The sequence below is a fragment of the Zhaonella formicivorans genome (assembly GCF_004353525.1).
In the GTDB taxonomy this organism is placed as follows: Bacteria; Bacillota; DUOV01; order DUOV01; family Zhaonellaceae; genus Zhaonella; species Zhaonella formicivorans.
In genome coordinates this window covers 1,913,456-1,938,442 of record NZ_CP085524.1, presented here as the reverse complement: position 1 = coordinate 1,938,442, position 24,987 = coordinate 1,913,456, and the positions used below count along the sequence as shown (strand labels likewise).

26 protein-coding genes and 2 riboswitches are annotated in these 24,987 nt (G+C 47.0%); of the genes, 15 read left to right on the top strand and 11 right to left on the bottom strand.

The window, feature by feature from the left end:
* Nucleotides 1-7: 7 nt before the first annotated feature.
* Entirely contained in the window at nt 8-826 is an 819-nt protein-coding gene (locus EYS13_RS09550) for an RMD1 family protein (RefSeq protein ID WP_227762071.1), read from the bottom strand.
* Between the two features lie 305 nt (nt 827-1,131).
* Nucleotides 1,132-1,243: riboswitch (SAM riboswitch) on the top strand.
* Between the two features lie 117 nt (nt 1,244-1,360).
* Here EYS13_RS09550 and EYS13_RS09545 point away from each other — a divergent pair.
* Nucleotides 1,361-2,653, top strand: coding sequence for a homocysteine synthase (locus EYS13_RS09545; protein ID WP_227762069.1), 1,293 nt, complete (start codon nt 1,361-1,363; stop codon nt 2,651-2,653).
* Nucleotides 2,654-2,828: 175 nt separating this feature from the next.
* On the opposite strand, the gene EYS13_RS09540 is transcribed toward EYS13_RS09545, so the two are convergent.
* The gene (locus EYS13_RS09540) at nt 2,829-3,044 is read right to left on the bottom strand and encodes a hypothetical protein (protein WP_227762067.1); all 216 of its coding nucleotides are present in this window, start codon (nt 3,042-3,044) and stop codon (nt 2,829-2,831) included.
* A 61-nt stretch (nt 3,045-3,105) separates the two neighbouring features.
* On the bottom strand, nt 3,106-3,603 hold the full coding sequence (locus tag EYS13_RS09535; protein WP_227762064.1) for a hypothetical protein: 498 nt from the start codon (nt 3,601-3,603) through the stop codon (nt 3,106-3,108).
* Nucleotides 3,604-3,837: 234 nt separating this feature from the next.
* Between EYS13_RS09535 and EYS13_RS09530 the strand changes: the two genes are divergently transcribed.
* Nucleotides 3,838-5,037, top strand: coding sequence for an MFS transporter (locus EYS13_RS09530; RefSeq protein ID WP_227762063.1), 1,200 nt, complete (start codon nt 3,838-3,840; stop codon nt 5,035-5,037).
* Between the two features lie 380 nt (nt 5,038-5,417).
* Here EYS13_RS09530 and EYS13_RS09525 read toward each other — a convergent pair whose 3' ends face one another.
* The 3 genes from EYS13_RS09525 to EYS13_RS09515 form a co-directional block, all read right to left on the bottom strand.
* Nucleotides 5,418-5,720, bottom strand: a complete 303-nt coding sequence (locus EYS13_RS09525) for a hypothetical protein (RefSeq protein WP_227762062.1) — start codon at nt 5,718-5,720, stop codon at nt 5,418-5,420.
* 15 nt (nt 5,721-5,735) lie between these two features.
* Nucleotides 5,736-6,305 (bottom strand): hypothetical protein, encoded by a 570-nt coding sequence (locus tag EYS13_RS09520; RefSeq protein ID WP_227762061.1) that lies wholly within the window; start codon nt 6,303-6,305, stop codon nt 5,736-5,738.
* A gap of 394 nt (nt 6,306-6,699) precedes the next feature.
* Entirely contained in the window at nt 6,700-7,023 is a 324-nt protein-coding gene (locus tag EYS13_RS09515) for a hypothetical protein (protein WP_227762060.1), read from the bottom strand.
* A 459-nt stretch (nt 7,024-7,482) separates the two neighbouring features.
* Here EYS13_RS09515 and EYS13_RS09510 point away from each other — a divergent pair, with 459 nt between their 5' ends.
* The 4 genes from EYS13_RS09510 (at nt 7,483) to EYS13_RS09495 (ending at nt 10,706) form a co-directional block, all read left to right on the top strand.
* Nucleotides 7,483-8,409, top strand: coding sequence for an HD-GYP domain-containing protein (locus EYS13_RS09510; RefSeq protein ID WP_227762059.1), 927 nt, complete (start codon nt 7,483-7,485; stop codon nt 8,407-8,409).
* A gap of 98 nt (nt 8,410-8,507) precedes the next feature.
* A riboswitch (cyclic di-AMP (ydaO/yuaA leader) is annotated at nt 8,508-8,636 on the top strand.
* A gap of 158 nt (nt 8,637-8,794) precedes the next feature.
* Entirely contained in the window at nt 8,795-9,514 is a 720-nt protein-coding gene (locus EYS13_RS16415) for a CAP domain-containing protein (protein WP_227762058.1), read from the top strand.
* 377 nt (nt 9,515-9,891) lie between these two features.
* Nucleotides 9,892-10,074: a hypothetical protein gene (locus tag EYS13_RS09500; RefSeq protein WP_227762056.1), complete on the top strand. Its 183-nt coding sequence runs from the start codon at nt 9,892-9,894 to the stop codon at nt 10,072-10,074.
* A 191-nt stretch (nt 10,075-10,265) separates the two neighbouring features.
* Nucleotides 10,266-10,706: a hypothetical protein gene (locus EYS13_RS09495; protein WP_227762055.1), complete on the top strand. Its 441-nt coding sequence runs from the start codon at nt 10,266-10,268 to the stop codon at nt 10,704-10,706.
* A gap of 57 nt (nt 10,707-10,763) precedes the next feature.
* Here the strand turns inward: EYS13_RS09495 and EYS13_RS09490 are convergent, their stop codons facing one another.
* Complete coding sequence (locus EYS13_RS09490; protein WP_227762052.1) at nt 10,764-11,207, bottom strand: hypothetical protein; 444 nt, start codon at nt 11,205-11,207, stop codon at nt 10,764-10,766.
* Nucleotides 11,208-11,542: 335 nt separating this feature from the next.
* Here EYS13_RS09490 and EYS13_RS09485 point away from each other — a divergent pair, with 335 nt between their 5' ends.
* On the top strand, nt 11,543-13,555 hold the full coding sequence (locus EYS13_RS09485) for a hydantoinase/oxoprolinase N-terminal domain-containing protein (RefSeq protein ID WP_227762050.1): 2,013 nt from the start codon (nt 11,543-11,545) through the stop codon (nt 13,553-13,555).
* 197 nt (nt 13,556-13,752) lie between these two features.
* Nucleotides 13,753-14,391 (top strand): GntR family transcriptional regulator, encoded by a 639-nt coding sequence (locus EYS13_RS09480; protein ID WP_227762049.1) that lies wholly within the window; start codon nt 13,753-13,755, stop codon nt 14,389-14,391.
* A 126-nt stretch (nt 14,392-14,517) separates the two neighbouring features.
* Here the strand turns inward: EYS13_RS09480 and EYS13_RS09475 are convergent, their stop codons facing one another.
* The 3 genes from EYS13_RS09475 to EYS13_RS09465 all read right to left on the bottom strand — a co-directional run bounded on the left by EYS13_RS09475 (nt 14,518) and on the right by EYS13_RS09465 (nt 17,865).
* Nucleotides 14,518-15,699 carry a trypsin-like peptidase domain-containing protein gene (locus EYS13_RS09475; protein ID WP_227762048.1) on the bottom strand — a complete coding sequence of 394 codons (1,182 nt, stop codon included), beginning with the start codon at nt 15,697-15,699 and terminating at the stop codon, nt 14,518-14,520.
* An 80-nt stretch (nt 15,700-15,779) separates the two neighbouring features.
* Nucleotides 15,780-17,195 (bottom strand): sensor histidine kinase, encoded by a 1,416-nt coding sequence (locus EYS13_RS09470; protein ID WP_227762047.1) that lies wholly within the window; start codon nt 17,193-17,195, stop codon nt 15,780-15,782.
* Between the two features lie 4 nt (nt 17,196-17,199).
* Nucleotides 17,200-17,865 carry a response regulator transcription factor gene (locus EYS13_RS09465; RefSeq protein WP_227762046.1) on the bottom strand — a complete coding sequence of 222 codons (666 nt, stop codon included), beginning with the start codon at nt 17,863-17,865 and terminating at the stop codon, nt 17,200-17,202.
* 249 nt (nt 17,866-18,114) lie between these two features.
* Between EYS13_RS09465 and EYS13_RS09460 the strand changes: the two genes are divergently transcribed.
* Nucleotides 18,115-18,822, top strand: a complete 708-nt coding sequence (locus tag EYS13_RS09460) for a hypothetical protein (protein ID WP_227762044.1) — start codon at nt 18,115-18,117, stop codon at nt 18,820-18,822.
* A gap of 182 nt (nt 18,823-19,004) precedes the next feature.
* On the opposite strand, the gene EYS13_RS09455 is transcribed toward EYS13_RS09460, so the two are convergent.
* On the bottom strand, nt 19,005-19,862 hold the full coding sequence (locus tag EYS13_RS09455) for a YitT family protein (protein WP_227762043.1): 858 nt from the start codon (nt 19,860-19,862) through the stop codon (nt 19,005-19,007).
* Between the two features lie 150 nt (nt 19,863-20,012).
* Between EYS13_RS09455 and EYS13_RS16290 the strand changes: the two genes are divergently transcribed.
* The 6 genes from EYS13_RS16290 (at nt 20,013) to EYS13_RS09425 (ending at nt 24,783) form a co-directional block, all read left to right on the top strand.
* Complete coding sequence (locus EYS13_RS16290) at nt 20,013-20,297, top strand: CC/Se motif family (seleno)protein (protein WP_264175376.1); 285 nt, start codon at nt 20,013-20,015, stop codon at nt 20,295-20,297.
* A gap of 140 nt (nt 20,298-20,437) precedes the next feature.
* A complete protein-coding gene (locus EYS13_RS09445) occupies nt 20,438-20,983 on the top strand; it encodes an RNA polymerase sigma factor SigX (RefSeq protein ID WP_227762038.1) in 546 nt (181 codons plus the stop codon).
* A 2-nt stretch (nt 20,984-20,985) separates the two neighbouring features.
* Nucleotides 20,986-22,101 (top strand): zf-HC2 domain-containing protein, encoded by a 1,116-nt coding sequence (locus EYS13_RS09440; RefSeq protein ID WP_227762036.1) that lies wholly within the window; start codon nt 20,986-20,988, stop codon nt 22,099-22,101.
* A gap of 4 nt (nt 22,102-22,105) precedes the next feature.
* Nucleotides 22,106-23,008, top strand: coding sequence for an ABC transporter ATP-binding protein (locus EYS13_RS09435; protein ID WP_227762033.1), 903 nt, complete (start codon nt 22,106-22,108; stop codon nt 23,006-23,008).
* Nucleotides 23,009-23,842 (top strand): ABC transporter permease, encoded by an 834-nt coding sequence (locus EYS13_RS09430; protein WP_227762030.1) that lies wholly within the window; start codon nt 23,009-23,011, stop codon nt 23,840-23,842.
* A gap of 74 nt (nt 23,843-23,916) precedes the next feature.
* Nucleotides 23,917-24,783: a Gmad2 immunoglobulin-like domain-containing protein gene (locus EYS13_RS09425; RefSeq protein WP_227762027.1), complete on the top strand. Its 867-nt coding sequence runs from the start codon at nt 23,917-23,919 to the stop codon at nt 24,781-24,783.
* The last annotated feature ends 204 nt before the right edge of the window (nt 24,784-24,987 follow it).

Here is a 24,987-nt window from a genome sequence, read left to right as displayed (position 1 = left end):
CCCTTTTTTAAAATATTTTTTCCAGCAGCGATAAAAGCAGTTCGATGCTGATTAAAATGATGATCATCCACTCCAGTCTGGTGCCTCGCTGGGCATGGGTGAGGCTGGTAAACACCTCGGTAATATCCATGAGGATCTCCGATTTGTGCCTGATGGCTTCATAGCGGTCGTCCAGTTCAAACAGTTCGCTTAAGTTTAGAAAAAACTCCTCCGCTTCTTCGCTGACCCAGGCGATGTCCGGTTTATCCAAAAGCATCAGATAGGAGATAGTATTATATTTAAAGCGCAGGATCTGGGCCGAGGTTTTGGCCAAACGGTTATCGGGGATATTAAGCCGCCCCTTTTCCAAATGATCGATTTTATCCTCGATAGCATCTAAAAGTAAATTGATGCCGTGCTCAATCCGTTCCAAAGCCACGGACTTCGCCAGGACAGTGGCCACGATTTCCCGGTGATAGTTTTTGAGCTCCGGGGCTGTCATATACTCATAGTTGAGGGAAAGGGGTTGTTCCGAGCCGATTTCCAGCTTGTAATCGTCGCTGAAATTAAAAGTCGATTGAATGTTCAGTCCTGGCTCAATTTTTTTCAGATACTTCAAGATATCGGTAATCTCATGAAACTGGCAGTTGATACAGACCAGGCTGCCGAAGGAGAAAATATAGACAGCTTTACCCTCCGGGGAATTGATAATCCCTTTTAAGTGATTATCAAACAGCACCAATGGTTCTTCCCACTTGAACTTTTTATCGATGCCGAAGTGTCCGGCAATGCTGTTCAGGTTGATTTCATTGGCCAGTGCCAGCGCTTTAAATTCAGCTTGCTGCAAGATCTCACCTCCTGTATTTTGACCAATATTATCTATATTTGCCATTCTGACAATCTATCCTCTATTTTGCAGAAATCCCGGCGTTATAATCCATAAATTCAATAACCTTAGACATCTCTATTCTTTCACAAACAGGCAGCAAAATAAATATTATTAACTAGCGGAAATTTTCTAGCTTACCCGCGCGGAGGGGGTGTCTCAATGGGCAAAAGAAAAGTCTCCTTAGACTGGTGGTGCGGTAAAAAAAATAATTGACAAAAACAGACCGGAATTCTATAATAAGCACAACAACTTGAAAACCTTTGTTCTTATCGAGAGCAGGCGGAGGGACTGGCCCTATGAAACCCGGCAACCGGTTGAGTCAATTGCTCAACAAGGTGCTAATTCCAGCAAGGAGGATTCCTTGGGAGATAAGAAGAGTACTAATGCATAAAACCTCTTCTTAGCGAAGAGGTTTTTGGTTTATTGGATTGCGCTAGGGTTATAAGGAAACGATAAGGACAAGGAAAACTAACAAGTAGGAGGAGAACTAAGATGGCAGAAAAAAATTATGCTTTCGAAACACTGGCCGTCCACGGGGGACAGGAGCCGGATCCCACCACAGGCTCCAGGGCGGTGCCTATCTACCAAACTACATCCTATGTGTTTAAAAACGCAGAGCATGCGGGCAACCTTTTTGCCCTGAAAGAATCCGGCAATATCTACACCAGGATTATGAACCCCACTACTGATGTTTTTGAGCAAAGAATTGCCCTTCTTGAGGGTGGAGTTGGGGCTTTAGCGGTAGCTTCCGGTCAGTCGGCTATCACACTGGCTATTTTAAACATAGTCACTGCAGGTTATGAAGTGGTGTCTTCCTCAACTTTATATGGGGGTACATATAACCTGTTCAACACTACCTTTCCCAAGCTGGGCATCAATGTAAAATTTGTGGATGCCGCCGACCCGGAAAATTTCCGCAAAGCAGCCACTGATAAGACCAGGGCCTTCTACGTGGAGACTATTGGCAATCCAGTTCTGGATGTTGCAGATCTCAGCGCTATTTCTGCCATAGCCCACGAGCTTGGGGTGCCATTGATTGTGGATAACACCTTTGCTACCCCTTATCACTGCCGGCCTTTTGAATTCGGCGCCGATATCGTCATTCACTCCGCCACCAAATTCATCGGCGGCCATGGTACTTCCATTGCCGGCGTGATTGTGGATTCAGGCAAATTTAACTGGGATAACGGCAAATTTCCTGAATTAACGGAACCCGACCAAAGCTACCACGGTGTGAAGTATGTGGAGCACATTGGCCCTGCGGCTTACATTGTGAAAGCCCGGGTGCAGCTTTTGCGGGATTTGGGGCCTGCCCTAAGTCCCTTCAACTCCTTCCTCTTGCTGCAGGGGCTGGAAACACTGCCGCTCAGAATGGAAAGGCACAGCTCCAACGCCTTAAAAATAGCCCAGTACCTGTCAGAGCACCCGGAGGTCGCCTGGGTCAACTACCCCGGACTGCCTGACAGCCCCCAATATGCCAAAGCTAAGAAATACCTGCAGCACGGATTTGGAGCTATGCTGACCTTTGGCATTAAAGCGGGCTACGATGCGGCTGTTAGATTTATCGATAGTTTAGAGCTGTTCTCGCTGCTTGCTAACGTGGGGGATGCCAAGTCCCTGGTGATTCACCCGGCCAGCACCACCCACCAGCAGCTTACACCTGAGCAGCAGGCTGCCAGCGGCGTGTCACCCGATATGATCCGGTTATCCATTGGCATTGAGAATGTGGATGACTTGATAGCTGACTTGGACAAGGCCTTGCAGCAAGCCATTTTCTCTCGTTAAGATGTCATTATCTGTTGAAAGCTGTCGAGGTATCGGTTATAATATTGGTATAGTTATAATAGCCCCCAATAGATACCCCTTATATACACTCCTTCCTGCTCCTCACCACAGGTGAGGAGACTTTTTTTAAGCACCAATGCCGAGCAAAGGCCGGTCTTTAATGAATTGTTTTTTATTATGTTGAAGTGGTAGTTGGGGTAACGGTGGCTTGACCTGTAGTCGGGCTAAACGAGCGCCGGGGCATCCTTCCCCGAAGTATTATTTCGCCAGGAACAACTCTGCCGGTTGGAACAGTAATAGACGTGGTTACTTCAGTAACCAATTCGGGAAAGAGGTACAGTTCCTCAAAAATTTCAGCTACCAGGCGGGTTCTAAAAGGCTGTAATGCCATTTCAAATATCCTCCTTGTTCAACCTACCGGGAAGCAATGAGCCGCGAATTGCGACGAGGTATTAATACTTGCGTTTACAGAACATCTTACGGGCCTCCCATTTTTTTTGCCGTGCTTCCCACTGTTTTTTTCTTTTGTCCCACTTGGCTAATATTTGGGGATTCCCACCGGCTGTCTGGGGGGTGAACTGGCTTGCCCCAGGGTTTGCAAGATTTGTGGTCTGCGAGGGATCATCAGCTAAGAATAGTGCTAAAGCGGCTATAAGTAAATTTAGAGGTATGCCTGTTACTGCCAAAACTTCAGCAACAAAATCAAGCTTAACTGCCAGTGCCAATAAAGTTATATCAATCAATGAGCCTGTATTATAAACTCTTTCCAGAGCCAGATTAACCGCTTGTTGACTGGCACCGGGGGTTCTGGTTAATTCCTCCGCCGCTCCGACCAGTAGACGGTAGTTGTCAGTTAAGCTGTTAAATACGGACACCAGAGCATTTACATCTTCAAATAAGACAGGTATACTGTCGATATTTCTCGTACCAGGAACTATGATGGGGGGCATAATATTATCTCCTCTAACAGTACTGTCTAGTTAAATAATATGATCCAAAAATCAATTGGTGTCTGGAACAGCCTCCGAGTTTCCCGAATCGGGTTTTAATCTGATTAGCCTAGCCCCAGGGATTTAGCAGGTTAAATTTAGTAATAAAATTACATTGCGCCTGGCAGGAAGATGGGCCCAGGTGCAGAATTAAGATGTGTTAAGTATTTAAACCATACTGAAAGGAGCATTGAATTGGGCAGTGTAACTTCATCGACCATCACTGAAAAAAATATTCAGCCAACAGCCAATTTTAAAATACTGCTGCTCCTGAGCCTAGGTCACTTGGCCACTGACCTGAACCAGGGAGCCTTACCGGCACTGCTGCCTGTTTTAAAGGAAACCTATAATCTCTCATATACGGTAGTTGGTCTTATTCCCTTAGTAGCCACTTTTAGCTCATCAATTATTCAACCTGTTTTTGGCCTGCTGAGCGACCGCTTTAATACCCGCTGGCTTTTGCCGCTAGGGTGTTTTGCCGCCGCTTTTGGGGTAGGTTTTTTGGGTATAACCGGCAATTACCTCTTAATTTTGCTGCTGATCCTGCTCAGCGGATTAGGGACGGCTGCTTTTCACCCGGAAGCTGCCAAGGCTGCCCATTTTGCAGCCGGGGGTCAAAGGGCTTCGGCTATGTCAGTTTTTTCCGTAGGAGGAAACTTCGGATTTGCTTTTGGTTCCATTATTATGGCCGAACTTTTATACCTGGGTGGCTTGTCGGCCAGCTTGTACCTTCTGGTCCCCGGCTCCCTGGTTGCGCTTTTGCTCTACTCTAAAATAGCCCAGATTACTTACGGGGAGGGCACTGGTGAGGTGAAGAAAAAAGCCGGGGAAGCTCCGGCCCCGAGCAGGTTTTGGCCGCTGGTTACCTTAATGACGGTAGTTATTATCCGCTCTTGGGTGCAATCCGGTTTGACATTTTATATCCCGTTTTATTATATTAACTACCTGAAAACTGATGAGCTTTATGCCAACACTATACTGTTTATTTTCTTGTTAGCCGGGGCCCTGGGTACTATCATCGGGGGCCCGCTTTCCGACCGCTTTGGCCGCAAAAAACTAATTTTTGCGTCCATGCTGCTTGTGCCCCCGCTGGTTTTAACCTTTATCTACGCTGAGTCGCTCTTGTCCATGGCAGCCTTGTTCGTGGCCGGGGCGGTACTGGTTTCCACTTTTTCCACCACTATCGTCCTGGGGCAGGAATACCTGCCGAACAACGTAGGTATCGCATCGGGGCTGATGATCGGATTTGCCATCGGAACGGGCGGGATTGGTGTAACCCTGTTAGGGGTGTTAGCCGATGCAACCAGCGAACATGTAGCTATGGTGGCAACTGCTTTGCTGCCTTTATTGGGTGCTTTGCTGGCATTCTTTTTGCCTAAAGAGTCAAATGCGTGAATGATAAAAGCACGACATTTGTCGTGCCGGATTACCATGAAAATAACTATGCACGTCTATGTCCTGTCGCTCCCACTGTCTGAATCAAGAGCACCAACTGCTCGGGGCAGAAGTCAGGGGACATACCCCCAGCCAGTAGGGCTGAGTCGTTAGTTTTCAGCTTTCAGCTGTCAGCCATCAGCTCCCAGTTTTCAGTGGCTAGTTACTGGGGACTGATGACTCGGCCGAAGGCCGGTGCTAAGGACTAACGACTAAAGACGCGGTCGCAGGCCGCAACTGGGGGCTGGGAAATGGTGACTTACTGCTAGACTGCTATAATTCACCGGTTTTATCCCCAAAATGCGTTTATCCATCTAAACTATTAGCGTTTTTTTAGACTGTCAGGTTTTCAGCGGTCCAGCCGAGAAGAATAGCAGCACAAGAATTAGAAAGACTGCAAACGCCCAATTGCCCTTAAATAATCCCTGCAAAAAGTTTCCAGTGGTATCAGCCTTGACAATAGCTGGGTTTGATCCCGATAATTCTTTCATTAATTGCATAGCACGGGCCGCATGTTCAGTAGTAAAAAGCTGGGCAAAAGCTTCACCTGCATCCACCAAGTTTTTACCCTTATCATTTAGGAAAGGTTTTAAACTCATCATTAAGTTCATCATATCTTGGTTTACTTGCCAGCCGTCCATCATAATCCTCCTTTCTACTTAATTATCCGTAACCGGATTAAAGGCGGGGTGCTGTGGCTTCCCCCACATTTTGAGCTTTAAAAAGATTATTAATACCAGAAATAAAAGCACTGTTGACTGCTCTGTCATAGGAGTCAACAATATCCCCCGATGTAACACTTTTTGCAGCTTGCTCAACAGTTGAGGAATAGAATTTATGGTATTGCCTATTTCAGGCGCAGAACCGGAACTACCGCTTCCCAGCAGCGAAGAGGCGATTTTGCCAATCATCTCCATGTCTAAAGTACTGTTCCTGCCGGTTTCCTCCTTTGAACCGAAATGCGGATAAGTTTCGGGTAGCCTGGTACCGAGAAAGGCCTGCTGCGAAAACTGTGGTTGGGAAAGGATTTGACTACATAGGGTTTGAAAATTTTCATTGCTTACCAGTTGAGCAACGCCCTTTAAGGCTTCTATTGCTTTTTGCGCAAGCACCGCCAGTTGGCTTAAGGCATCAACTGCGTCAAGAACAACTACTCCTTTTTCTCCGACAAAAGGCTTGAGGCTGTTTATCACTTGTACAATCTCTTGATTAACTTGATAAAACCTCATCCTGCATCCCTCGCTAATTGCGCTTTGGAAAAGTAAAAGGACCTACTTCATCATATGCTAAAAGAAGGTTTTTGACAGTGACGTTTGAAAATGAGTGGCTCCCACAAAAATCAAAGGCCCTCCCAATTGGGAAGGCCACGAACAAAATTAATACGCTATTCTACCTTAGCCAACTTTTGGCAAGGAAAAGATTGTTATGTAAGGGGAGCTTCCGCAAGGAAGATCCCCGAAAGGAATGGGTAACGGCTTTTACCTTTTACCAGAGTGCACCATTGGAGAAAATCAAAAGAATCAGGATTAAGAACACAGCAAAGGCCCACATGTTACCAAAACCGCCAAATCCGGTACCCATTATATAATCCCTCCTTTCAGGTGGTTTAATATATACTATTCATTACTTATGATGGTTGACACTTTGGGGAGGGGAGGGGTACTTTAAGGGGATCTTTGACATCACCTTAATGATGTCAGTGGAGTTTTGCCAATCATGTAATGCCTGCCGGGCCGAGTCTGCCAGGGTGCCTTTGTTACTTGGCGGCTGGCCCATAGCTAATCTAATGTGGCCACGGAGCAAAGCGTCTTCTAACCTGGACTTTTGTTCGGCTAGTTTCTCAGGCAAGTCTTCAATCTTGTCCACCAATGTGCCGTCCCAGGTCATTTTAGCTATTTCAAATTGCACCCGGCGCTGCAAGTGCCGGTAATAGTCAGAACTTGACAATTTGTTCTCTCCCAATAGCTCTTGACTTTATTTTTACCAAAGATGTTCAGAATATAGATTTGGCAAGCATAATACTTCTTCATGGAAAACTAAGGTCGACGAGCAAAAAGGCAAAGCAGGCTTTTTTATGGTAAATCTTAACATCGCGGATCGATGCACCATTTCCGCTGTGGTTCATATGATAATCTTGAAAACAAAACTTAGCGTCTGAAGGAGGTATGTTTTATGCCAGACGGTTTTGGGTTTTTTGGTAATCGTGTAGCTTTTGCGGTGTTCTTGATTCTTATACTGCTCATTTTTGCAAATTAATGCTAAACAGAAAGCAAGCGGCCAATTGGCCGCTTTTTCAATTTCTTGATAAAAGTTTTCTTAAAATTATTCTTTTACGCTTTAAATAGTATAAGATAAATAATATAGTATTTTTATAAAAAATACCTGTATTGGTTGGGGGGTGAGATGGTGAATGGGGAGACTGGCTTTAGATATTTTATAAGTATTCGGGTTAACGAGGCTTTCACCTATGAAGTGCACAACTGCAGCAGTTTTGAGCGGCTCCAAAATTTAAAGCAGGTACTGACGGAGGAAATAGACAGGATGGGGTCCAAGCCCCGGTTTGTAGCCATGCATGAGCTGTTGCCCGGTTATTTTGAGCCCGGAGAAGTAGGGTTGCTCTACCCTGTGGTAGGCTCAGTGCGCAATCTGGGATTTATTTTGCTTTTGAACGTCAAGGACTGCACTCCTAGAGAGTTGGCTCTGATTATGACTCTGCTGAAGGGATTTGCTGATTTTGCCGGCAGCGTCTATACCTCGCTAAATGGCGGTGAGATTACAACGGAGATTGTAGAAGCTGCAATTGAGGCAATAGAAGCCAAAGACCTTTATACAAGGGGACACTCCAGCCAAGTTGCCCATTATGCCCGCCATATTGCCGCGGTATTGGGCTTTTCGCCCCAGGAGTTGGAAATGATCCGGTACTCAGCCCTGTTGCATGATATAGGCAAAATTGGCATTCAGGAGCAGGTTTTAACTAAACCAGGGCCGCTGACCGACAGGGAGTGGGAGCAGATCCGCACTCATCCGGAGGTGGGAGAACAGATCTTGAAACCATTGAAGCTGTTGGCTCCGGTGCTGGCAGGAGTGCGCAGCCACCATGAAAGGTATGACGGTTCCGGTTACCCCGATGGGCTGAAAGGAGTTGAAATACCTTTGCAGGCCAGGATTATAGCTGTGGCCGACGCCTTTGATGCCATGACTTCAGACCGTGCTTACCGTAAAGCCCTTCCGCGGGAGGTGGCGGTCCGGGAATTGCAAAAGGGCGTAGGACTACAATTCGACCCTGAAGTGGTTAAAGCGTTTTTAGAGGTGTTAGGTAAGGAGGGGCTGTAACTTGTGTTGCACGTTTCAACGATGGCAAGATTTACCGCAAGCCATTATTAAACGAATATGATATGATGAATTTGACGAAAAAAGTTAATACTTGTCATTTCAGCCAAACGCCTAATTCCCTGCAGGGAAACGGGGAAACCAATCTTTTGGGGTGAATCCTAAAGGTAGGGCAGCTCTTTCGGCCCGAACCCGTCAGCTAACCTCGTCGGCGTTGAAAGAGAGGTGTTGTTATTTTGTTGCATGTAATCCGTCCAAGCCCTGGCGCTTAAAGTTTATTGTTCGCTAATGCACAAAAAGCAGTGTTACAGATCTAGTATGGTTTGTAGCTGGTCGCTTCACAGGCTTCTATGATCTTAAGCAACAAGCATGAAAGGGGTTTGGACACATGAAAGCATCCAAAAAGTTTTTTGCTTGCCTTTTAAGCGTGATTATAGCGCTGGCCGCTTTTACTTCCTTCATACCACCTAAAGCAGCCAATGCCTTAACTTATCGCTACAGCATTTACCGTACTACCTATTATTCATCTACTTCGCCTTACAAGATTACCTATAGAATTGTCACCTACAGGCCTGCCACTACACCGCAACAACCTGTTCCGAAGCCGGAACCGGCTCCGCAGCCAGCTCCTGAACCGGCCCCGGCGCCACAACCGCAGCCAAAACCGGAGCCGGTACCGACTCCCGGACCGGCGCCCGAACCTGCACCTGAAGGACAGGGTTTAAATGCTTACGAGCAAAAGGTAGTGGATTTAGTCAATGCAGAAAGACAGCGGAATGGCTTACAGCCATTAAAAGTGGATTTAGAACTGGCCAAGGTGGCTCGTTTAAAATCAGCTGACATGCGGGACAAGAATTATTTCTCCCACCAGTCACCTTCCTATGGCTCACCTTTTGAGATGATGAAGCAGTTCGGAATCAGCTATAAATATGCAGGTGAGAACATTGCCGCCGGGCAGAAAACTCCCGAGGATGTGGTGAAGGCCTGGATGAACAGCTCCGGACATAGGGCAAACATCCTAAACGCCAACTATACTCACATCGGTGTGGGCTATGTGAACGGCGGAAGCTACGGCAGCTACTGGACACAGCTTTTTGTAGGCAGATAATTTTAAACGGACTCTGCTTGAGGCAGCGGAGTCCGTTTATAGTTTTAGAAATTATAAATTTTCAGCTTAGTTTGGCAATCACCTTTGTTTAGGTTTTATCATACAATGAAGTATATTCTGCGCCTTGGTTTTGGCGCTCTCAGGGTGATGAAGATGGCCGGCTGGTTTCTTTTTAAGCGCAAAATTCAAAGCTACCTGCTGATTAAAACTTGGAATACGTTGTTTAAATGGCGGGCCAGGTGGTTGAAAATCAAATACCGATACTTACGGTGAAAGCTTTTATGAAAGCTTGCGGCGTTATAAGTACGAAAGCGGGTTGAACACCCGCTTTTTTGCTGAATGACCAGCAATACACGCTTGGTTCAGAAGAACCTACGATGGAAGAAAAATGGAAATCCAAAGAAGAAGAAAGGATGGAAAAAAGGGAACCCGAAAAACAAGGGGTCGTCAGGATTGCCATGGGAACCGCCCATATGAAAATAGTGATGAAAATGGTAACATTCTTTAGGTTTACATTCGGTATGGTCCTTGTAAGAGTGACTTTGTTCCATATCCATTGATTGAACCTCCTTTCCAGCTTAATTCTTAATAGGTTAATAAGGTTAAGGAGATTAGTATAAAATATTTCTTCACTGACAGTATATGTTTACCAGTACATGTATGTGATGGAAGATGAACCATGATGTGGCTTTGCACTTTGTACTGAATCCGAAAATATGATGTAGCGAAAAACTTTTTTTGAGGTGCACGGATGAAGGACAAGGAGATTAAGCTGCCTGCATACCGTTTGGTAGTTTTCCTTACAGAGGAGAGCGACCAGTTCAGAGTGCTGCCGCCTTACCCCAGCTGGGGAAGAGTCCATATTGATGTCCAGGCCACAGAGGCTGTTTGTGTCATCCAAGTGGATAATTTGCGCCAGTTAAACGCGGTCCGGCTCCCGCCTTATCATTATTATGAAGCCTGGTTGGTAAACAGCAGAGAACAGGTCTGGACCAGCCTGGGCGCCTTTAACGTATTGGGGAACGGACAAGGGAGTCATATTGCCTGGTTTAACCCTGTGAAAATCGGCAAAACAACGCTTCAGTTTTATTACGAAGTGGTGATAACTGCAGAAATGAAATCGGGAAAAGTATCCCCGGGGCAGATTTTGCTTCGCGGTCAGATCCCTTCCAGGCTGGTGTTCAAATTGTAGAAAAAGGGTGGCTGGGCCACCCTTGCTGTATATACTGCTGGACCAGGGCGCAGGAGTTTATTCTTTCTTGCGCTTACGGTTTTCGTAACTATCCATACCGGGGTACAGGCCACTGTCGCCCATAGCGGGGTACATGTCATTACCCATTCCGGGCATGCCTCCGTACAGGTCTTCATACATGCCGGGTTGCATATAGCCTCCGTTGTACATGCCTCCGTACATCTTGCCGTACATATCCCCGCCCATACCGGGCATATAGCCACCGTAAATATTGCCGTTGCACATGTTTCCATACATGCCGTTCGGCATGCCGGGCATCATTCCCATCATGGCACGGCGGCACATATAGTCGCCGGCTTCATGAAATGCATCTCCCATCATTCTGACCATCATATAGTACATCTCATGGCGCATTTCGTCCATATGCTCATGCATCATTTTATGCATCATTTCCATCATTTCCTCATGTTCTTCTGGTTTAGGGCACTTTTTGTCTGTCATTGCTATTCCCCCCTTTCTTAACCTAATATAGGATATGAATGGTAAAACAGGAAGGTACCATCCCTTTAACCCAAAAACAGACATATTATATAGAAGATAGTCATGAGTTGAAGCAGTCCCGGCTAAGAAACAGGTTGCCAAGCGGTATTTTTTGGGCGTCTGCATATAAGATTAGCAAAGTTCGACTGATGAACATATTGTATATCATAAGAATTTCAGTAAAATATTTTTTCGAGAAAAATAGAGGAATTACTGAGTTACATATAGAATTGAAAATATAAAAAAATTAAAACCATACTAATCTGCAATTTCATTAAGGCTAGAGGTGGAGGAAAATGTCTTTAATCCTAGGCATCGATACCGGTGGAACTTATACTGACGGGGTTGTGGTGGAATTAGCCGGCAAAAAAATTATTAGTAGGGCTAAAGCCCTTACTACCCGCGAAGACTTGGCTTTAGGCATTGCCAACTGCATTAATAATCTGAGTTTTATGGATTTTAAAAAAATTAGCGTGGTGTCCCTCTCTACTACCCTGGCTACCAACGCTATAGTGGAGGGGCGGGGATGTGAAGTTGGCCTCATCTTAATCGGGCATCAGCCGGTTCAGAAGCTCCCGGTTGAGCATTTCGCGGTCGTGCCTGGCGGACACGATATCAAAGGAAAGCCTTTGGCTCCCCTGGATATGGAAAAAACTCGGGAAGCCATCAAGGAGTTTAAGGGTAAGGTTGGCGCGGTGGCTATTTCCGGGTACCTCAGTGTGCGCAACCCGGAGCATGAGTTAATAGTGCGGGATCTTGTCCAGGAAATACTGGATGTGCCGGTGGTCTGCGCGCACCAGCTCACCACTTCCCTGGGATTTCACGAACGAACGGTAACTGCGGCCCTGAACGCCAGGTTGATACCCATAATCGCCGAGTTAATTGAATCGGTAAAAAGAGTACTTAAGTCGAAGCGCATCGATGCACCAATCATGATTGTCAAAGGCGACGGGTGTTTAATGAGTGAAACCCTGGCCCGGGAAAAACCAATTGACACGATTCTGTCGGGGCCGGCGGCAAGCATTATTGGCGCTACTTTTTTAACGGATATATCCGAGGCTTTAGTGCTGGATATGGGTGGAACAACTACGGATATTGCCATCCTGCATAACGGTGTGCCTCGAATCAACAAGGAAGGAGCCATGGTAGGCGGCTGGCTGACCCGCGTTCAGGCGGCGGAAATTAGCACCTATGGTGTAGGCGGCGACAGTTACCTGCATGTGTCCAAAGAGGGTAAGCTGCTCGTAGGGCCGCAAAGGGTTTGGCCGCTGGCGGTGGTAGCCTGCAAATCCCCATACCTTGTTGAGGAACTGCGCAGCAATTTGGATAAAAACTATGAGTTGATGTTTGCTCAGGAAACCGACTGTTTCATGCTCTTAAAGCCCTCAACTTCGGAAGGATTAAGCGAGGTAGAGAAAGAAATTGTGGCAACCCTTGAATCGGGGCCCCATTCAATATTTTATTTGTCTGCCGCTCTTGGCAAGGATCCCAACTTATTTAATTTTAATATGCAGCGGTTGATCAACCTGGGGATTGTAGCCAGGATCTCGGTGACTCCCACCGATATTTTGCATGCCAAGGGGACTTACACTGAGTGGAACAGGGATGCTGCCGCCTTGGGGGCTCGTTTTTTAGCCCGCAGGTTGCGCATGTCCTTGGATGAGTTTTTGGAATTTGCCAGCGAAACCATAGTGCAAAATTTGTGTTTGACAGTTTTGCAGAGCTTGGTGAGTAGCGAAGGCAAAAATTTTTGGTTGCAAGACGATGCCGTAGCCTCCTATTTTATTGACAAAGCCCTAAAGCCAAAAGAACATCAGCCCTTGGACTGTGTTTTAAAAGTAAACATGCCCATAATTGGTATAGGGGCACCGGTACGGGCTTGGCTGCCGCAGGTGGCCAAGAAGCTCTGCACAGAACTGTTGATACCCGAAAACGCTGAAGTGGCCAATGCGGTAGGGGCAGCTACCGGAAAGATCATGGAAAGCATTAAAATATTGATTAAGCCGGGAGAAGGGGGCAGCGGCTACATCGTGCATACCCCCTGGATGAGGAGATCATACCTGCAACTGGGAGAGGCTACAGCCTTTGCTTTAGAAGAAGCAAAAAAGCAAGCCGCTCTGGCGGCGGAAAAAGCCGGTGCCTTAGATTACGAGCTGGTTGTAAATCATGATGAAATCTATACAGGATCAGCCGGCGCGGAAAAAGACATTTACGTGGAGTCCAGGATCGAAGTTACTGCTGTTGGTCGCCCGGAATGGGAAAGGGAAAAAGAAAGAGAAAAATTTTTTGTGGACACTGTCGGCTGCTAGTCCTGTATCCCCCAAGGTTGAAATAAGCACTAATCCGGGCGAATTTTTGCGTCGTTTTTTACCGGATGGGCTGAGTAGAAAATCTATAGCTGATAATGCTGATAATATTGTAATCAGCGGGTGCTAGTGATAAAATTTTGAGTGATAAAGTTACATTTTGAGGAAAAATGCCTCTTAAGGAGCAAGGAGATAAAAACGTGCAGGATAAGCTGGAAACAAATGAAATTTACGAGATCCTAAAAAAGCGGATAATTAATTTGGAGTATGCGCCAGGCCAGGTATTAAATGAAGTGGATATTGCCAACGAGTTTAAGATCAGCAGAACGCCGGTGAGAAAAGTATTCGAACAGCTAAAAAACAATAAATTGCTGAATATCATTCCCAGATTTGGGGCCCAAGTGGCTACCATTGATTTCAGATACATGAAGTCTGTGTTTGAAGTGCAGCGGGAGCTTGAGGGGTATGCTACCAGACTGGCGGCTGAAAGAATCTCGGAAAACGGCATTGCAGAGCTTGCAGCAATTACAGAGCGAATTAAAGAGTACGATCTGGAAAATGATTATAAAGAGATTATTATTGCTGATGATCTTTTTCATAAAATTGTCTATGAAAGTTCCGGCAACCCTTGTCTGATTGAGTTTCTTCATGAACTGCATATGCATACCCAAAGACTGTGGTTTTATGTCCAAAGGGATATAACTGACAAAAACTTGTTTTATGATACGCTGGCTAATGTGGTAGAGGCCCTTAAAGCCAGGGATGTTGCCAAAGCTGACCAAGCGGCAAAGGAGCACATAGACAGGTTTGTGGAACAAATAAAAAAAGAACTTCTTTAGAAAGCCCGGGGTTTTGCCCCGGGCTTTTCAGGTGTAATAAACCTTTCCCTATTCCTTTATTTCACTTTTTCTGACCTAAAAGCTCCCCATTGCTTACGCTAAAAATTGGATCGACTAACGACTAAGCTAAGGCTGCATGTCCTGCTTCTCAGTGATAGTCAGGGTTACATAGGAAGTCTTTTTATCCCGCCAGATCAACGCTACTACCTTTTGTCCTATTTTTACCTGCTGCACTGCTTCCTGCAAATCGGTGGTTGTTTTGATCTGCTTTTTGTTAAACTCCAGGATTACATCGCCCCGCTTAAGGCCTGCTTTATCGGCAGGGCTGCCTGGGATTACCGAAGTGACAACGGCTCCCTCTTCTTTAGGTAATCCGAAATAATCAGCAAGCTCTTTGGTTACCGGTTGGAGGTAAACCCCGATCCACGGCCTGCTCACCTTACCTTTGTTCATCAGGTCCTGTAAGACTTCCTGGACCGTGGAACTGGGGATGGCAAAGCCGATGCCCTGGGCAGAGGCGTTGACCGCTGTATTGATACCGATTACTTCGCCTTGCAGATTTAACAGGGGACCGCCGCTGTTGCCGGGGTTAATGGAAGCATCTGTTTGCAGCAAGTTTTTATACTGGCGGTCTTCTACGGCAATTGGGCGGCCTTTGGCGCTGATCACCCCTACAGTGACAGTATGGTCCAGTCCCAAGGGGTTGCCGATGGCCACAACCCAGTTCCCAACTTTAACCTTATCTGAGTCACCAAGTTTTAAGGTTGGCAGATCTTTTTTACTTTCGATTTTCAAGACTGCCAGGTCCAGGTCAAAATCTTTACCTATGACTTTGGCAGGAAAGCTTTCTTTATAACCCGTTACCTGCACCTGGATATCGGTTGCTCCGGCTATGACGTGCTCGTTGGTCAGAATGTAGCCGTCTTTGGAGATAATAAAGCCTGAACCCAATCCAGTGGCCACCCTTGGTTGCGGTTCAAAGTCATAGCCAAAAAATTGGCGGAAGAAAGGATCATTGAAAAAAGGACTGCTGACGTTAGGGTGATTAATTTTTGAAGTAGTCTCGATTAGGACTACTGCCGGTCCGCTGGCTTCAACCATATCAGCAATAGTATCAGGATTTAAACCCGGTGGTGTCAGCGACGCTTTTTCCGCAGTTACTGCAGGCTGCTCGTTATTAGCTAAAGCTACAGGCAGGTTACCGCCGTTTCCGTAAAAAGTAACCACACCTACGGAAACAACCACAGCCAGGATGACTATAAAAGCAGTATACAGAAATAAAGACCGCCTTGATTCAAAACCAAACATTTTGCTCACCTCTTGCTAATAAGTTTCTCATTTACAAGTACAAGATAACCAAGAAAGCTGAAAATAAAATTAAAAAAAGATTAAAAAATGTTAAAAAATGTTACTGTAAAGGTGCTGCCCCGGCCCGGTTCGCTCTTGACCTTGATTTCGCCACCGTGAATTTCCATAATCCACTTGGCTATAGCTAAGCCCAAGCCCGTGCCCTGACCTCCCCGAGTCTTGTTGGCTTGGTAGAAACGCTCAAAAATGTGGGGCAGGTCTTCAGGCGAAATTCCTTGGCCTGTGTCCTCTATTGCAAAGGATAAACTGTTGCCTGCCTGATGGAAGCTAAATTTTACAGTGCCACCGGGTGGTGTGAATTTAAAAGCATTATCCAACAGGATTAAAAACAGTTGTTTGAGGTAATCGGCGTTTGCTAAGAGTTTAGCTTCGCCCAGCATTTCGGGATCATCATGCTCAAAATTAACTTGTCCCTTCAACAATTGGGCTTGGCGAAAGATTTCCTGCAGCAAGGGAGCCAAGGCTACCGGGTGTTTTTCCGGCTGCTGACCCGCATCGGCCCGGGCCAGTGCCAACAGGTCATTGATCAGACGGCACATGCGTTCGGCTTCGCTTTTAATGTCCTGCAGTGCTTCCGCCCTGACCTCAGGGTCTTCATCCCCCATTTTTTGCAGTAACTCCACGTTACCTCTGATAGTGGTCAAAGGGGTACGCAGTTCATGGGACGCATCTGCCACAAAGCGCCTTTGAGCGGTATAGGAAGCCTCTAATTTTTCATAGGCGCTTTGCAGGCGGGCTAGCATATCGTTAAAGGTGGAGGCCAGCTGTCCCACTTCATCGGGAGGGCCGGCGTAAGGCACCCTCCGGCTTAAATCCTGACGTTCACCAATGGATTTGGCTTCCCTGGTGATTTTCTCAATGGGTTTTAAAGCTGAACGGGCCAGTAACCATCCTGAGCTGGCTGCAGCAAGAAGTGCCAGGGCTGCCCCGAAAAACAGCAGCAGGCGTAAGTTCCTTAGTGCCTGGGATGCGGAATGCAGGGAACGTCCCACCTGCAGAATGCCCACCAGCCTGTCGTCTAAAAAGAGGGGGAGGTTATAGAGCCGAAGACGGCCGTTTTTATAGCTATAAGTTTCGTAAAGATAGCCTTTTTGGGCAGCAAGTAATATAGTTTCCTTCCCTACGGGCAGGCTTTGCTGTCCTAAGTTGCTTGATCTGGCCACAATGTGACCGTTTTTGTCTGTTACCTGTAGGTAGATATCGGGGGCAGCGGCAAAGATGTCCACATCAGGCAGGACCACTCTTTGCAGGGGGTAAGGGTAGGTATCTATGATTTTAATAGAATTAAACACCTCCACTGCCTTGGTGGCAAGGGAGTTATCAATTTCCGAGCTCAGGTTATGCTGCAAATAAAAATAGAGAAAAGTGCCGAACAAGGTTAAAGTTAAGGCTAGGATAGCGGTGTAAAGAATAGTCAGGCGCAGTCGCAGGGACATAGACTCACTCCCTCAAGGTATAGCCCACGCCGCGGACAGTATGGAGCAGCCGCTTTTCACCGGCCGCTTCCAGTTTTTGACGCAGGTAGCCGATATAGACTTCAAGCACATTGGACTCGCCGCTATAATCATAGCCCCATATTTCTTCCATGATAGTGTCCCGGGTTAAAACCTGACGGGGATGCCGGAGAAAAAGTGCCAAAAGGTCAAATTCCTTGGAGGTCAGCTGGATTTCCCGCCCGCCGCGCCAAACTTCCCTGGTTTCCGTGTCCAAGGTCAGATCGGCATAAGTTAGACGGGTTCCGGCTTCTTGCCCTGTCCGGCGCAGCAGGGCTCTTACCCGGGCCAGCAGTTCTTCCAGGGCAAAAGGTTTGACCAGGTAATCGTCAGCCCCCAGATCCAGCCCTTTAACCCGGTCTCTGACTTCATCTTTGGCAGTCAACATTAGGATGGGTACGGAACTGAAATCCCGAATCTTTTGACAAACTTCAAAGCCGTCCAGGCTGGGAAGCATTAAATCCAAAATGACTAGGTCCGGTTGTTCTTCCATAGCTTTTCCCAGTCCCTCCAGACCGTCCCTGGCAGTGGAAACTTTAAATCCTTCAAACTTTAGGCTCCGGCGCAGTAGGGCGGTAATCTTCTCATCATCATCTATGACCAGGATGTGCATGCTGTTCACCCCTTGTATTATTCTTTTATTACAGATTTTATATTATGACGGTATAAAGGGCAATAAGCTAGGGGGCTTTGCGGTATGACCATGTCCCATTTAATCCGGCTGGCAAAAGGTGTCTCCGTGACTTAGGACCAGCGCTTTTGTGAAACAATTTTTTTGCTCAAATTAGGGAGGTATTTAGAAAAGAATATGGAAAGTAATATTTTCAAATTGCAGTCAATAACACCAAGTAGGAGGTGGCTTATGACAGAACCGAAAATATGGGAAATGGACTTGCCGGACGTGAGTATGGAAGATGTTTTTAGAGCAGAAGGGTCTGACTTTACTAACCGTTCTCCCCGTCCGGGTATGGTTGAATTACACCGCCGTATTTTGCTCGAAGCCTCTGCATTGGTTCGCCCCATTGTGGTTTGGCGTGAGGTCAGCGTAGCGGGAGCCGGGGAAAAGGAACTTTTTCTGGAGGAAGGGCATAAGCTGACCAGCAGGCTTTTGGTGAAGGTGGCAGGACCGGCTGAGAAGTTAATCCTTTACGCTCTGACAATAGGAAGTGCCTTAGACGACCGTGTGGATGCATATAAGAAGGCTGGCAAATTATTGGAAGCTTTTACCCTGGATGCAGCCGGATCAGCATTTGTAGCCAAAAGCGCAGCAGCGGCACTGGCGAAAATTGAGGAGGGGTTTCATAGCGCTGGCATAAAAACAACATTTCCCATGGGTCCCGGTCACTCATACTGGAGTGGGCTGGAAGATTTGCGAACCATCTATCATTTACTTAAAGCGGAATCCATCGGCCTGCGCTTGACAGACTCAAACCTAATGATGCCCCGAAAGTCCATTGCAATGGTATTAGGGGTAGGACGTAATCTGCCCGATTTCAAGGGGAAAGACCACTGCGACTTTTGCAGCTTACAAAAAACTTGCAATATGAACAAGTTTGCCCAAAATTGTTAGAATACAGTATTTTAGGTTGGCAAATATTTGGCTGTTTTACTCTTCCCGCAGTAAGCATTTAACCCGATTCGTACTACAAGCCAAAAAAACGGAACTGGGAGACAGATTTACGTGATTTAATTTAAAAATTTATATAATTATTACAGCTGCGGCAGGATTGCTGGTGACTGAGGACTGGTTGACTATAATGCCGTGCGGTGAAACCCCTTGCCCAGCACTTCCGCCGTATCGCTGACAGTCATAAAGGCGCCGGGATCCAGGCTTTCAACAATTGCTTTGAGCTTTGCCAGCTGGCGGGTGGTAACCACGGTGTAAAGAATGTGCCGGTTATGATGGGTAAAGGCTCCCTCCCCGAAAAAAATGGTCACACCGCGGTGGACTTCCTGCATGATGGCTTGAGAGATTTTTTCCGGTTCGCTGGTGATGATTAGCGCCGATTTTTTCCGGTCAAATCCTTCTTGAACCCTATCCAGCAATACGGCTGACAGGTACATGGAAATCAGCGTAAAGAGAGCGGGTTTTAACCCAAAAAGGAGGGAACCGGAGAGGACGATTACAAAGTTAAAGGCGAAGAGGATTGTACCCATATTTATGGAAGATTTTTTCCTGATGACTACGGCCAGTATATCTGAACCACCCATTGATGCCCGGCTGCGGAAAACCAGGCCCAGACCAATACCGTTAATTACTCCCCCGAAAATCGCCGCTAACATGGTATCATCCAAAACTATTGAGCGGCTTATGTTCTTGGTGAGCAGCAGAAAAGCGGAAAACAGCCCCATACCCATCAGGCTGAAAATTACGAAATCCCGGTCAATCTTTTTATAACCCAAGATAAAAATGGGCACATTTAAAAGAAAGACCGACAGGCCTGCCGGGAAGCCAGTAAGCTGCTGCAAGATTATGCTAACGCCGCTGATGCCTCCGCTTAACAGCTTATGAGGCAATAAAAACCCGTTTACGGCCAAAGCTGCCAATAAAGTGCCACCAATAATCAAGACTTCCCTGTTTAGGTAATTGAGCAGTTGGTTTATTCGCATGCTTTCACCTTTTCCAGATTTCTTTTCCTATTTTGCAATTAAATACAGGGAAATATGCTTTCAAGAAAAATAAAAGTATCATTAAATATATTTACAGCGAAAAATACAAAGAGTATAATATAAACAAATCGGACTGAAGAGGTGAAAATTATGGTTAAAGTTAACGTCAGCGATACCGCCAAAGAATATATCACGGGTAAAACCGACAGCATTTTTGTAAATTTAGAGAGACACGGGGGCTGAGCGGGCATTTATTTTGTACCTGCCGTGTTTGCAGGTAAGCCGACCGATCCCGAAAACTATGATCAGCATGATCTCGGAGATTTGCAGGTCTACACCCCTAAGTTTACCTCTTATGACCCCGACGGGGTAACAATAGATTTAAAAGGCGATGGAATCTACCGGCGCCTGGTAGTAGAAGGCATTAGTTTTTAAAAGGAGAGCCCTGACCTCACTTGCGAGGTCGGGGCTTTTCCGTCGTCGGATCTAATTTAAAATTTATCAGCGAACTGTCACAAATACTGCTTGCAGTTTGTTATAATAATGTAATCGCGATTGCGAAAATCTTGGGGGAGGTGTACGAAATTATTCCTCAAAAACAGCTCAAGGGTGAAAAGGATTCTACCCGGATGAATTTTAAAGAGCTTTTTGAGACCTATTACATTGCCGTTTACCGGCAACTGTATTTTTTGGTGGGCGAGCAAACGGCTGCGGAAGATTTGGCACAAGAGACTTTTCTTAAACTCTATTCTTGCCCTCCCCGGGATTTGTACAATCCTGGCGGGTGGCTGGCCAGAGTAGCTACCAACCTGGCCTATAATTACCTGCGCAGTGAGAAAAGCCGCAAAGAGAGGGAGACAAACTTAGAATATGAACGAATCAGCAACATCATTTCCTTCGATGAGATGTTCATCCGCAGCCAGGAGGTAAGGCAAGTGCGGGCTGTTTTAAAGCGAATGGCAGTCAGGGACCGGGTTTGCCTGCTGTTGAAATTTTCCGGCTACAGCTACAGTGAAATAGCTGATGTAATCGGGGTGGAGAAGAGTTCCGTCGGGACCATCCTGGTCAGGGCATTGCGCCGCTTTAAAGAGGAGTATTGCAGAGAGAAGGGGGATGAATAAGCATGTGTTTTGCAGAGGGAACATTACAAGCGTTTTTGGATGGCGAATTAGTTGACACGGAACTTAAAGCAGTTGAACAACACCTACACTCCTGCTCCCACTGTCAGTTGAAGCTTGCCCGGTTGCGGGAAAACCTGGATTTTGCCCAGTTGCGGCTTGCCAGTTATGCTAACCAGCTGCAAAAAGCACAGATAAACAGGGAGGCAGCCTGGGAAAAGTTGGTTGTTGCAACCGATTACCGTGAGAATAGCGTAAGAAAGGGTGTGCTGACAATGTTTAACAAATACAAAAAGGCGGTCGCTGTGGCTGCCGGAGTGGCGGTGCTGAGCGGCGCTTTGAGTATCAGCTCCGTAAGGAGTTTTGCCGCAGACTTCTTGAACATTTTCCGGGTGGAAAAAATTCAGACCATCAGCATTAATGCAGACGACCTGAACGAACTTCGCTGGCGGCTGTCCGGTTCAGAAGGCCAATTCAATTTAGATAATTTCGGCGAATTTATAGTTGCAAACAAACAGGAAAGCCGGGAATTGACCTTGGAGCAGGCTAAAGAGGAAGCGGGATTTGCCTTTCGGGTTATAGCAGGCTACGAACAACAAGTTGAAAGGGTGTTTAAAGAGGGCGGCAACCAGGTCAGCCTGAAACTCCATGTAGACAAAGTCAACGCAGTTATCAAATCCTTGGGTGGCAAGGAACTGCTGCCTGATGGCCTGGAGGGTAAAGAATTTACCATCACTATTCAAGATGCCTACATGACAGACTACTTTGATGCGCAAACAAAAACGGGGTTCACCCATGGACAAATGCAAAGTCCTCAGCTGGCGGTACCAAAAGGAGTGGATGTGCTGGCCCTGCGCAAGGCACTTTTAGAACTGCCCTTTTTACCCGATAACCTGCGCAAACAATTGGCAGCCGTGGAAGACTGGCAGCATACAGTCCTGATTCCGGATTTGAACGGTTCGTCCCAAGAAGTTGCTGTGGACGGAACCCAGGGAGTATTCATCTCTAATAAGGGCAGCAGCTATGGCACTTTAATCTGGCAAAAAGACGGGGTAATTAACATGCTCCAGGGCAACTTTAGCCTGGAAAAAGCCTTGGATCTGGCGGGACGGTTGAGGTAAGAGGATGATTATCGAGACTTATAAGTTGACGAAACAGTACAACGGCAAGGGCGGTTGCCAGGATGTTTGCCTCTCGGTTTCCGAGGGGCAAATCTTTGGTTTTTTGGGGCCCAACGGAGCCGGCAAAAGCACTTTTGTCAAAACTTTGGTAGGGCTGCTCTTTCCCACCTCCGGCAAAGCATGGCTGTTAGGCAGGCCTCTAGGTGACCTGGAAGCCAGAAAGAAAATAGGTTTTTTACCGGAAAATTTTCGCTATCACGAATGGATGACCGGTTATGACCTGCTCTCATTCCATGGGGCTTTGTATAAAATGCCGCCCGGCACCGTAAAAAGGCGGATACCGGAAGTGTTGGAGCTGGTGCGTTTGCAAGGATTTGAAAAACAAAGGGTGGGTACTTACAGCAAGGGAATGCAGCAGCGCATCGGCATGGCCTGTGCTCTTTTGCCCGATCCCCAGCTTTTGTTTTTGGATGAGCCCACTTCAGCTCTGGACCCGCTGGGGAGGCGGGAGGTCAGGGAAATCATCATGAACCTTTCCCGGGAGGGAAAAACAGTATTCCTGAACAGCCACCTTTTAAGCGAAGTTGAAGCTATTTGCCACCAGGTTGCCATTATCAACAAAGGCCGGATCATCGCCTCCGGCACTATTGATGAACTCTTAAAAGGCGCTGTGGAGGTTGTGCTTAAGCTGGGCAATTTAAATCCGGCGCTGCTTGCTGCTTTGGAGAATTACGGGGAGGGGCTGACGGTGGAAGGCAGCCGGGTAACCGTTCATTTGGCAAGCAAAGAGGATATTCCCGGCTTGAGTGAACTGGTAGTAAAACATCACGGGCTGCTTTATGAACTGACGGCCAGGAATTCACTGGAAGAACTATTTGTAAAGCTGGTGAAGGGGGAGGGAAAATAAATGCTGGTGATTGCGGCCCAATCTTTTCGTGAGATGTTCCGTAAAAAGGTATTTGTCCTGGTGATATTGTTAACGCTGGCATTTTTGGCCCTCTACGGAACCGGGTTATATTTTGCCAATAAAAACGGCCCGCCTGATGCCATGTACAGGAACATCATGCTGACCCAACTATATTCGGCGGGCCTCTACTTTGCCAGCTTCATCAATGCTTTCTTGGTCGTGGTGGCTTCGGCAGGCACTATTTCGGGGGAAATCGAGAACGGTACCCTCTATGCCATTGTGCCAAAACCCCTTAAACGAGGCGAAATCGTGTTAGGCAAGTTTGTGGGGCTTGGAATCATGCTCGGCGTTTACAGTGCCGCTTTTTTCAGCTCCATCCTCTTGCTCAATCAGCTGGCCAGCAGCTGGGGCTTAAGCTTTTTAACGCCCCAGGGGTTGGTTAAGGCGCTGCTGCTGTTTTGCCTGCAGCCTATTGTTCTTTTAGGCGTGGGCATGTGGGGGACCACTTTTTTGCCTACCATAGGCAACGGCATTTTGCTGGTAATGCTTTACGGCTTGGGAATGATTGGAGGCATAATGGAGCAGCTGGGCACTGTGATGCATAATGCTACGCTGGTCAAAATCGGGATAATTTCCAGCCTGATCATGCCTACTGATGCTGTTTACCGCAAGATGGTAGGCAGCCTTTTCGGCACAGGGGCCATCAACTTTTTGACCAGCGGCCCATTTGGCGGCATAACAAAGCCCAGCGTCTGGATGGTGGTATATACCCTTTTGTATATCGGCCTCTTCGTTTATCTGGCAGTCCGCCGGTTTGGTACAAGGGATATCTAGCTTCCTGTATCCTGGTGTATTAACTTTCCTTGGTTGGGAAATAATAGAAGCAAAAACCAAGGGAGGCATTAAGATTGGGTAGGAAAAAGTTTAAGCCCGCTCTTTTGTTGTTGTTAACATTGTTGGCGGTTAGTTTCGCTCTTGCCGGGTGTCCGGCCAGGAAACCGGCTGAACCGGAAAGAGTGGTTATTCCGGAAGTATCCAAGGTCTTTTTTGAACAGGTGGACAAGGCCGCTGCGCCGCCGGTAGTAAAAGATTTAGTCGAAAGGTTTGCCGGTAAGGATGCCCGGTTGGCGCTGCTGGCTGATGGCAATGTGTGGGTTGTAGCTGCTTCTGAAGACCAGGATGAGAAGCTGCAGGTAAAAGAGGTTATCCGGAGGGTAATCAACGAACATACCACTGTTTTAGAAATCAAACTGGCGGAGCAAGAAGCAAGTCAAGGGCAAAGCCAGGGCAAAAACGGTAAACAGGAGCCCTTAATTGCCAAGCTCAATACTAACGCCCTTTCCAGCGGCGCGGTATTTTATACCGAAGAAGAGGAAAAAGCAGAGGAGAAGGAGAATGGGGCTCAAGGCACAGCCCCGCCCAAAAACAAGCAGGCAGCCGCAGTGCCTCAAGCCCAACCTAAAGAGGTCCAGCAATTTATTGAGGTGGAACAGCCGGAACCGGGGGCCAAGGTAGAAAGCCCTCTGGAAGTAACCGGCAAAGCCAGGGTATCAGCAGGGGCTGTTAAAGTGAGACTGAGGGACGGTGAAGGCAATATTCTGGCGGAAACAGAGACTGTGGCTGGGCAAGGAAACTCGGGCGGAGGTGCATTCAAGGCTGTCTTGATCTACGAAAAACCCCAACAACCAACCAAAGGGCGCTTGGAAGTGCTTTCTGTCAGCCGCACCAATGGTGCTGAAGCAAATATGAAAGTTATTCCGCTCACTATCCAGTAGCCGGTGGCGCCAGCCATCAGCCATCAGCAGTCAGCCTTCAGCTGTCAGCCATCAGCGGTTAGCCAATAGCAATTATCCACTATCAGCCGCTGGAAGTCAAACGCTTAAGCTGCAGCGCTCTTGGCGATAGTCATTGGAGCAGCGGACACAAAGGTTACATTTTCAGGGTTTGGAGCGTTTACGTAGAAAATAAACGTTCCTTTT

Bases quoted from the DNA above. Each gene is read 5' to 3' on its own strand.
- EYS13_RS09545 (WP_227762069.1), top strand. From the start codon at position 1,361: ATGGCAGAAAAAAATTATGCTTTCGAAACACTGGCCGTCCACGGGGGA.
- EYS13_RS09540 (WP_227762067.1), bottom strand. From the start codon at position 3,044: ATGGCATTACAGCCTTTTAGAACCCGCCTGGTAGCTGAAATTTTTGAG.
- EYS13_RS09535 (WP_227762064.1), bottom strand. From the start codon at position 3,603: ATGCCCCCCATCATAGTTCCTGGTACGAGAAATATCGACAGTATACCT.
- EYS13_RS09525 (WP_227762062.1), bottom strand. From the start codon at position 5,720: ATGATGGACGGCTGGCAAGTAAACCAAGATATGATGAACTTAATGATG.
- EYS13_RS09520 (WP_227762061.1), bottom strand. From the start codon at position 6,305: ATGAGGTTTTATCAAGTTAATCAAGAGATTGTACAAGTGATAAACAGC.
- EYS13_RS16415 (WP_227762058.1), top strand. From the start codon at position 8,795: ATGAAAGCATCCAAAAAGTTTTTTGCTTGCCTTTTAAGCGTGATTATA.
- EYS13_RS09500 (WP_227762056.1), top strand. From the start codon at position 9,892: ATGGAAGAAAAATGGAAATCCAAAGAAGAAGAAAGGATGGAAAAAAGG.
- EYS13_RS09495 (WP_227762055.1), top strand. From the start codon at position 10,266: ATGAAGGACAAGGAGATTAAGCTGCCTGCATACCGTTTGGTAGTTTTC.
- EYS13_RS09490 (WP_227762052.1), bottom strand. From the start codon at position 11,207: ATGACAGACAAAAAGTGCCCTAAACCAGAAGAACATGAGGAAATGATG.
- EYS13_RS09485 (WP_227762050.1), top strand. From the start codon at position 11,543: ATGTCTTTAATCCTAGGCATCGATACCGGTGGAACTTATACTGACGGG.
- EYS13_RS09475 (WP_227762048.1), bottom strand. From the start codon at position 15,699: ATGTTTGGTTTTGAATCAAGGCGGTCTTTATTTCTGTATACTGCTTTT.
- EYS13_RS09470 (WP_227762047.1), bottom strand. From the start codon at position 17,195: ATGTCCCTGCGACTGCGCCTGACTATTCTTTACACCGCTATCCTAGCC.
- EYS13_RS09465 (WP_227762046.1), bottom strand. From the start codon at position 17,865: ATGCACATCCTGGTCATAGATGATGATGAGAAGATTACCGCCCTACTG.
- EYS13_RS09460 (WP_227762044.1), top strand. From the start codon at position 18,115: ATGACAGAACCGAAAATATGGGAAATGGACTTGCCGGACGTGAGTATG.
- EYS13_RS09455 (WP_227762043.1), bottom strand. From the start codon at position 19,862: ATGCGAATAAACCAACTGCTCAATTACCTAAACAGGGAAGTCTTGATT.
- EYS13_RS09440 (WP_227762036.1), top strand. From the start codon at position 20,986: ATGTGTTTTGCAGAGGGAACATTACAAGCGTTTTTGGATGGCGAATTA.
- EYS13_RS09435 (WP_227762033.1), top strand. From the start codon at position 22,106: ATGATTATCGAGACTTATAAGTTGACGAAACAGTACAACGGCAAGGGC.
- EYS13_RS09430 (WP_227762030.1), top strand. From the start codon at position 23,009: ATGCTGGTGATTGCGGCCCAATCTTTTCGTGAGATGTTCCGTAAAAAG.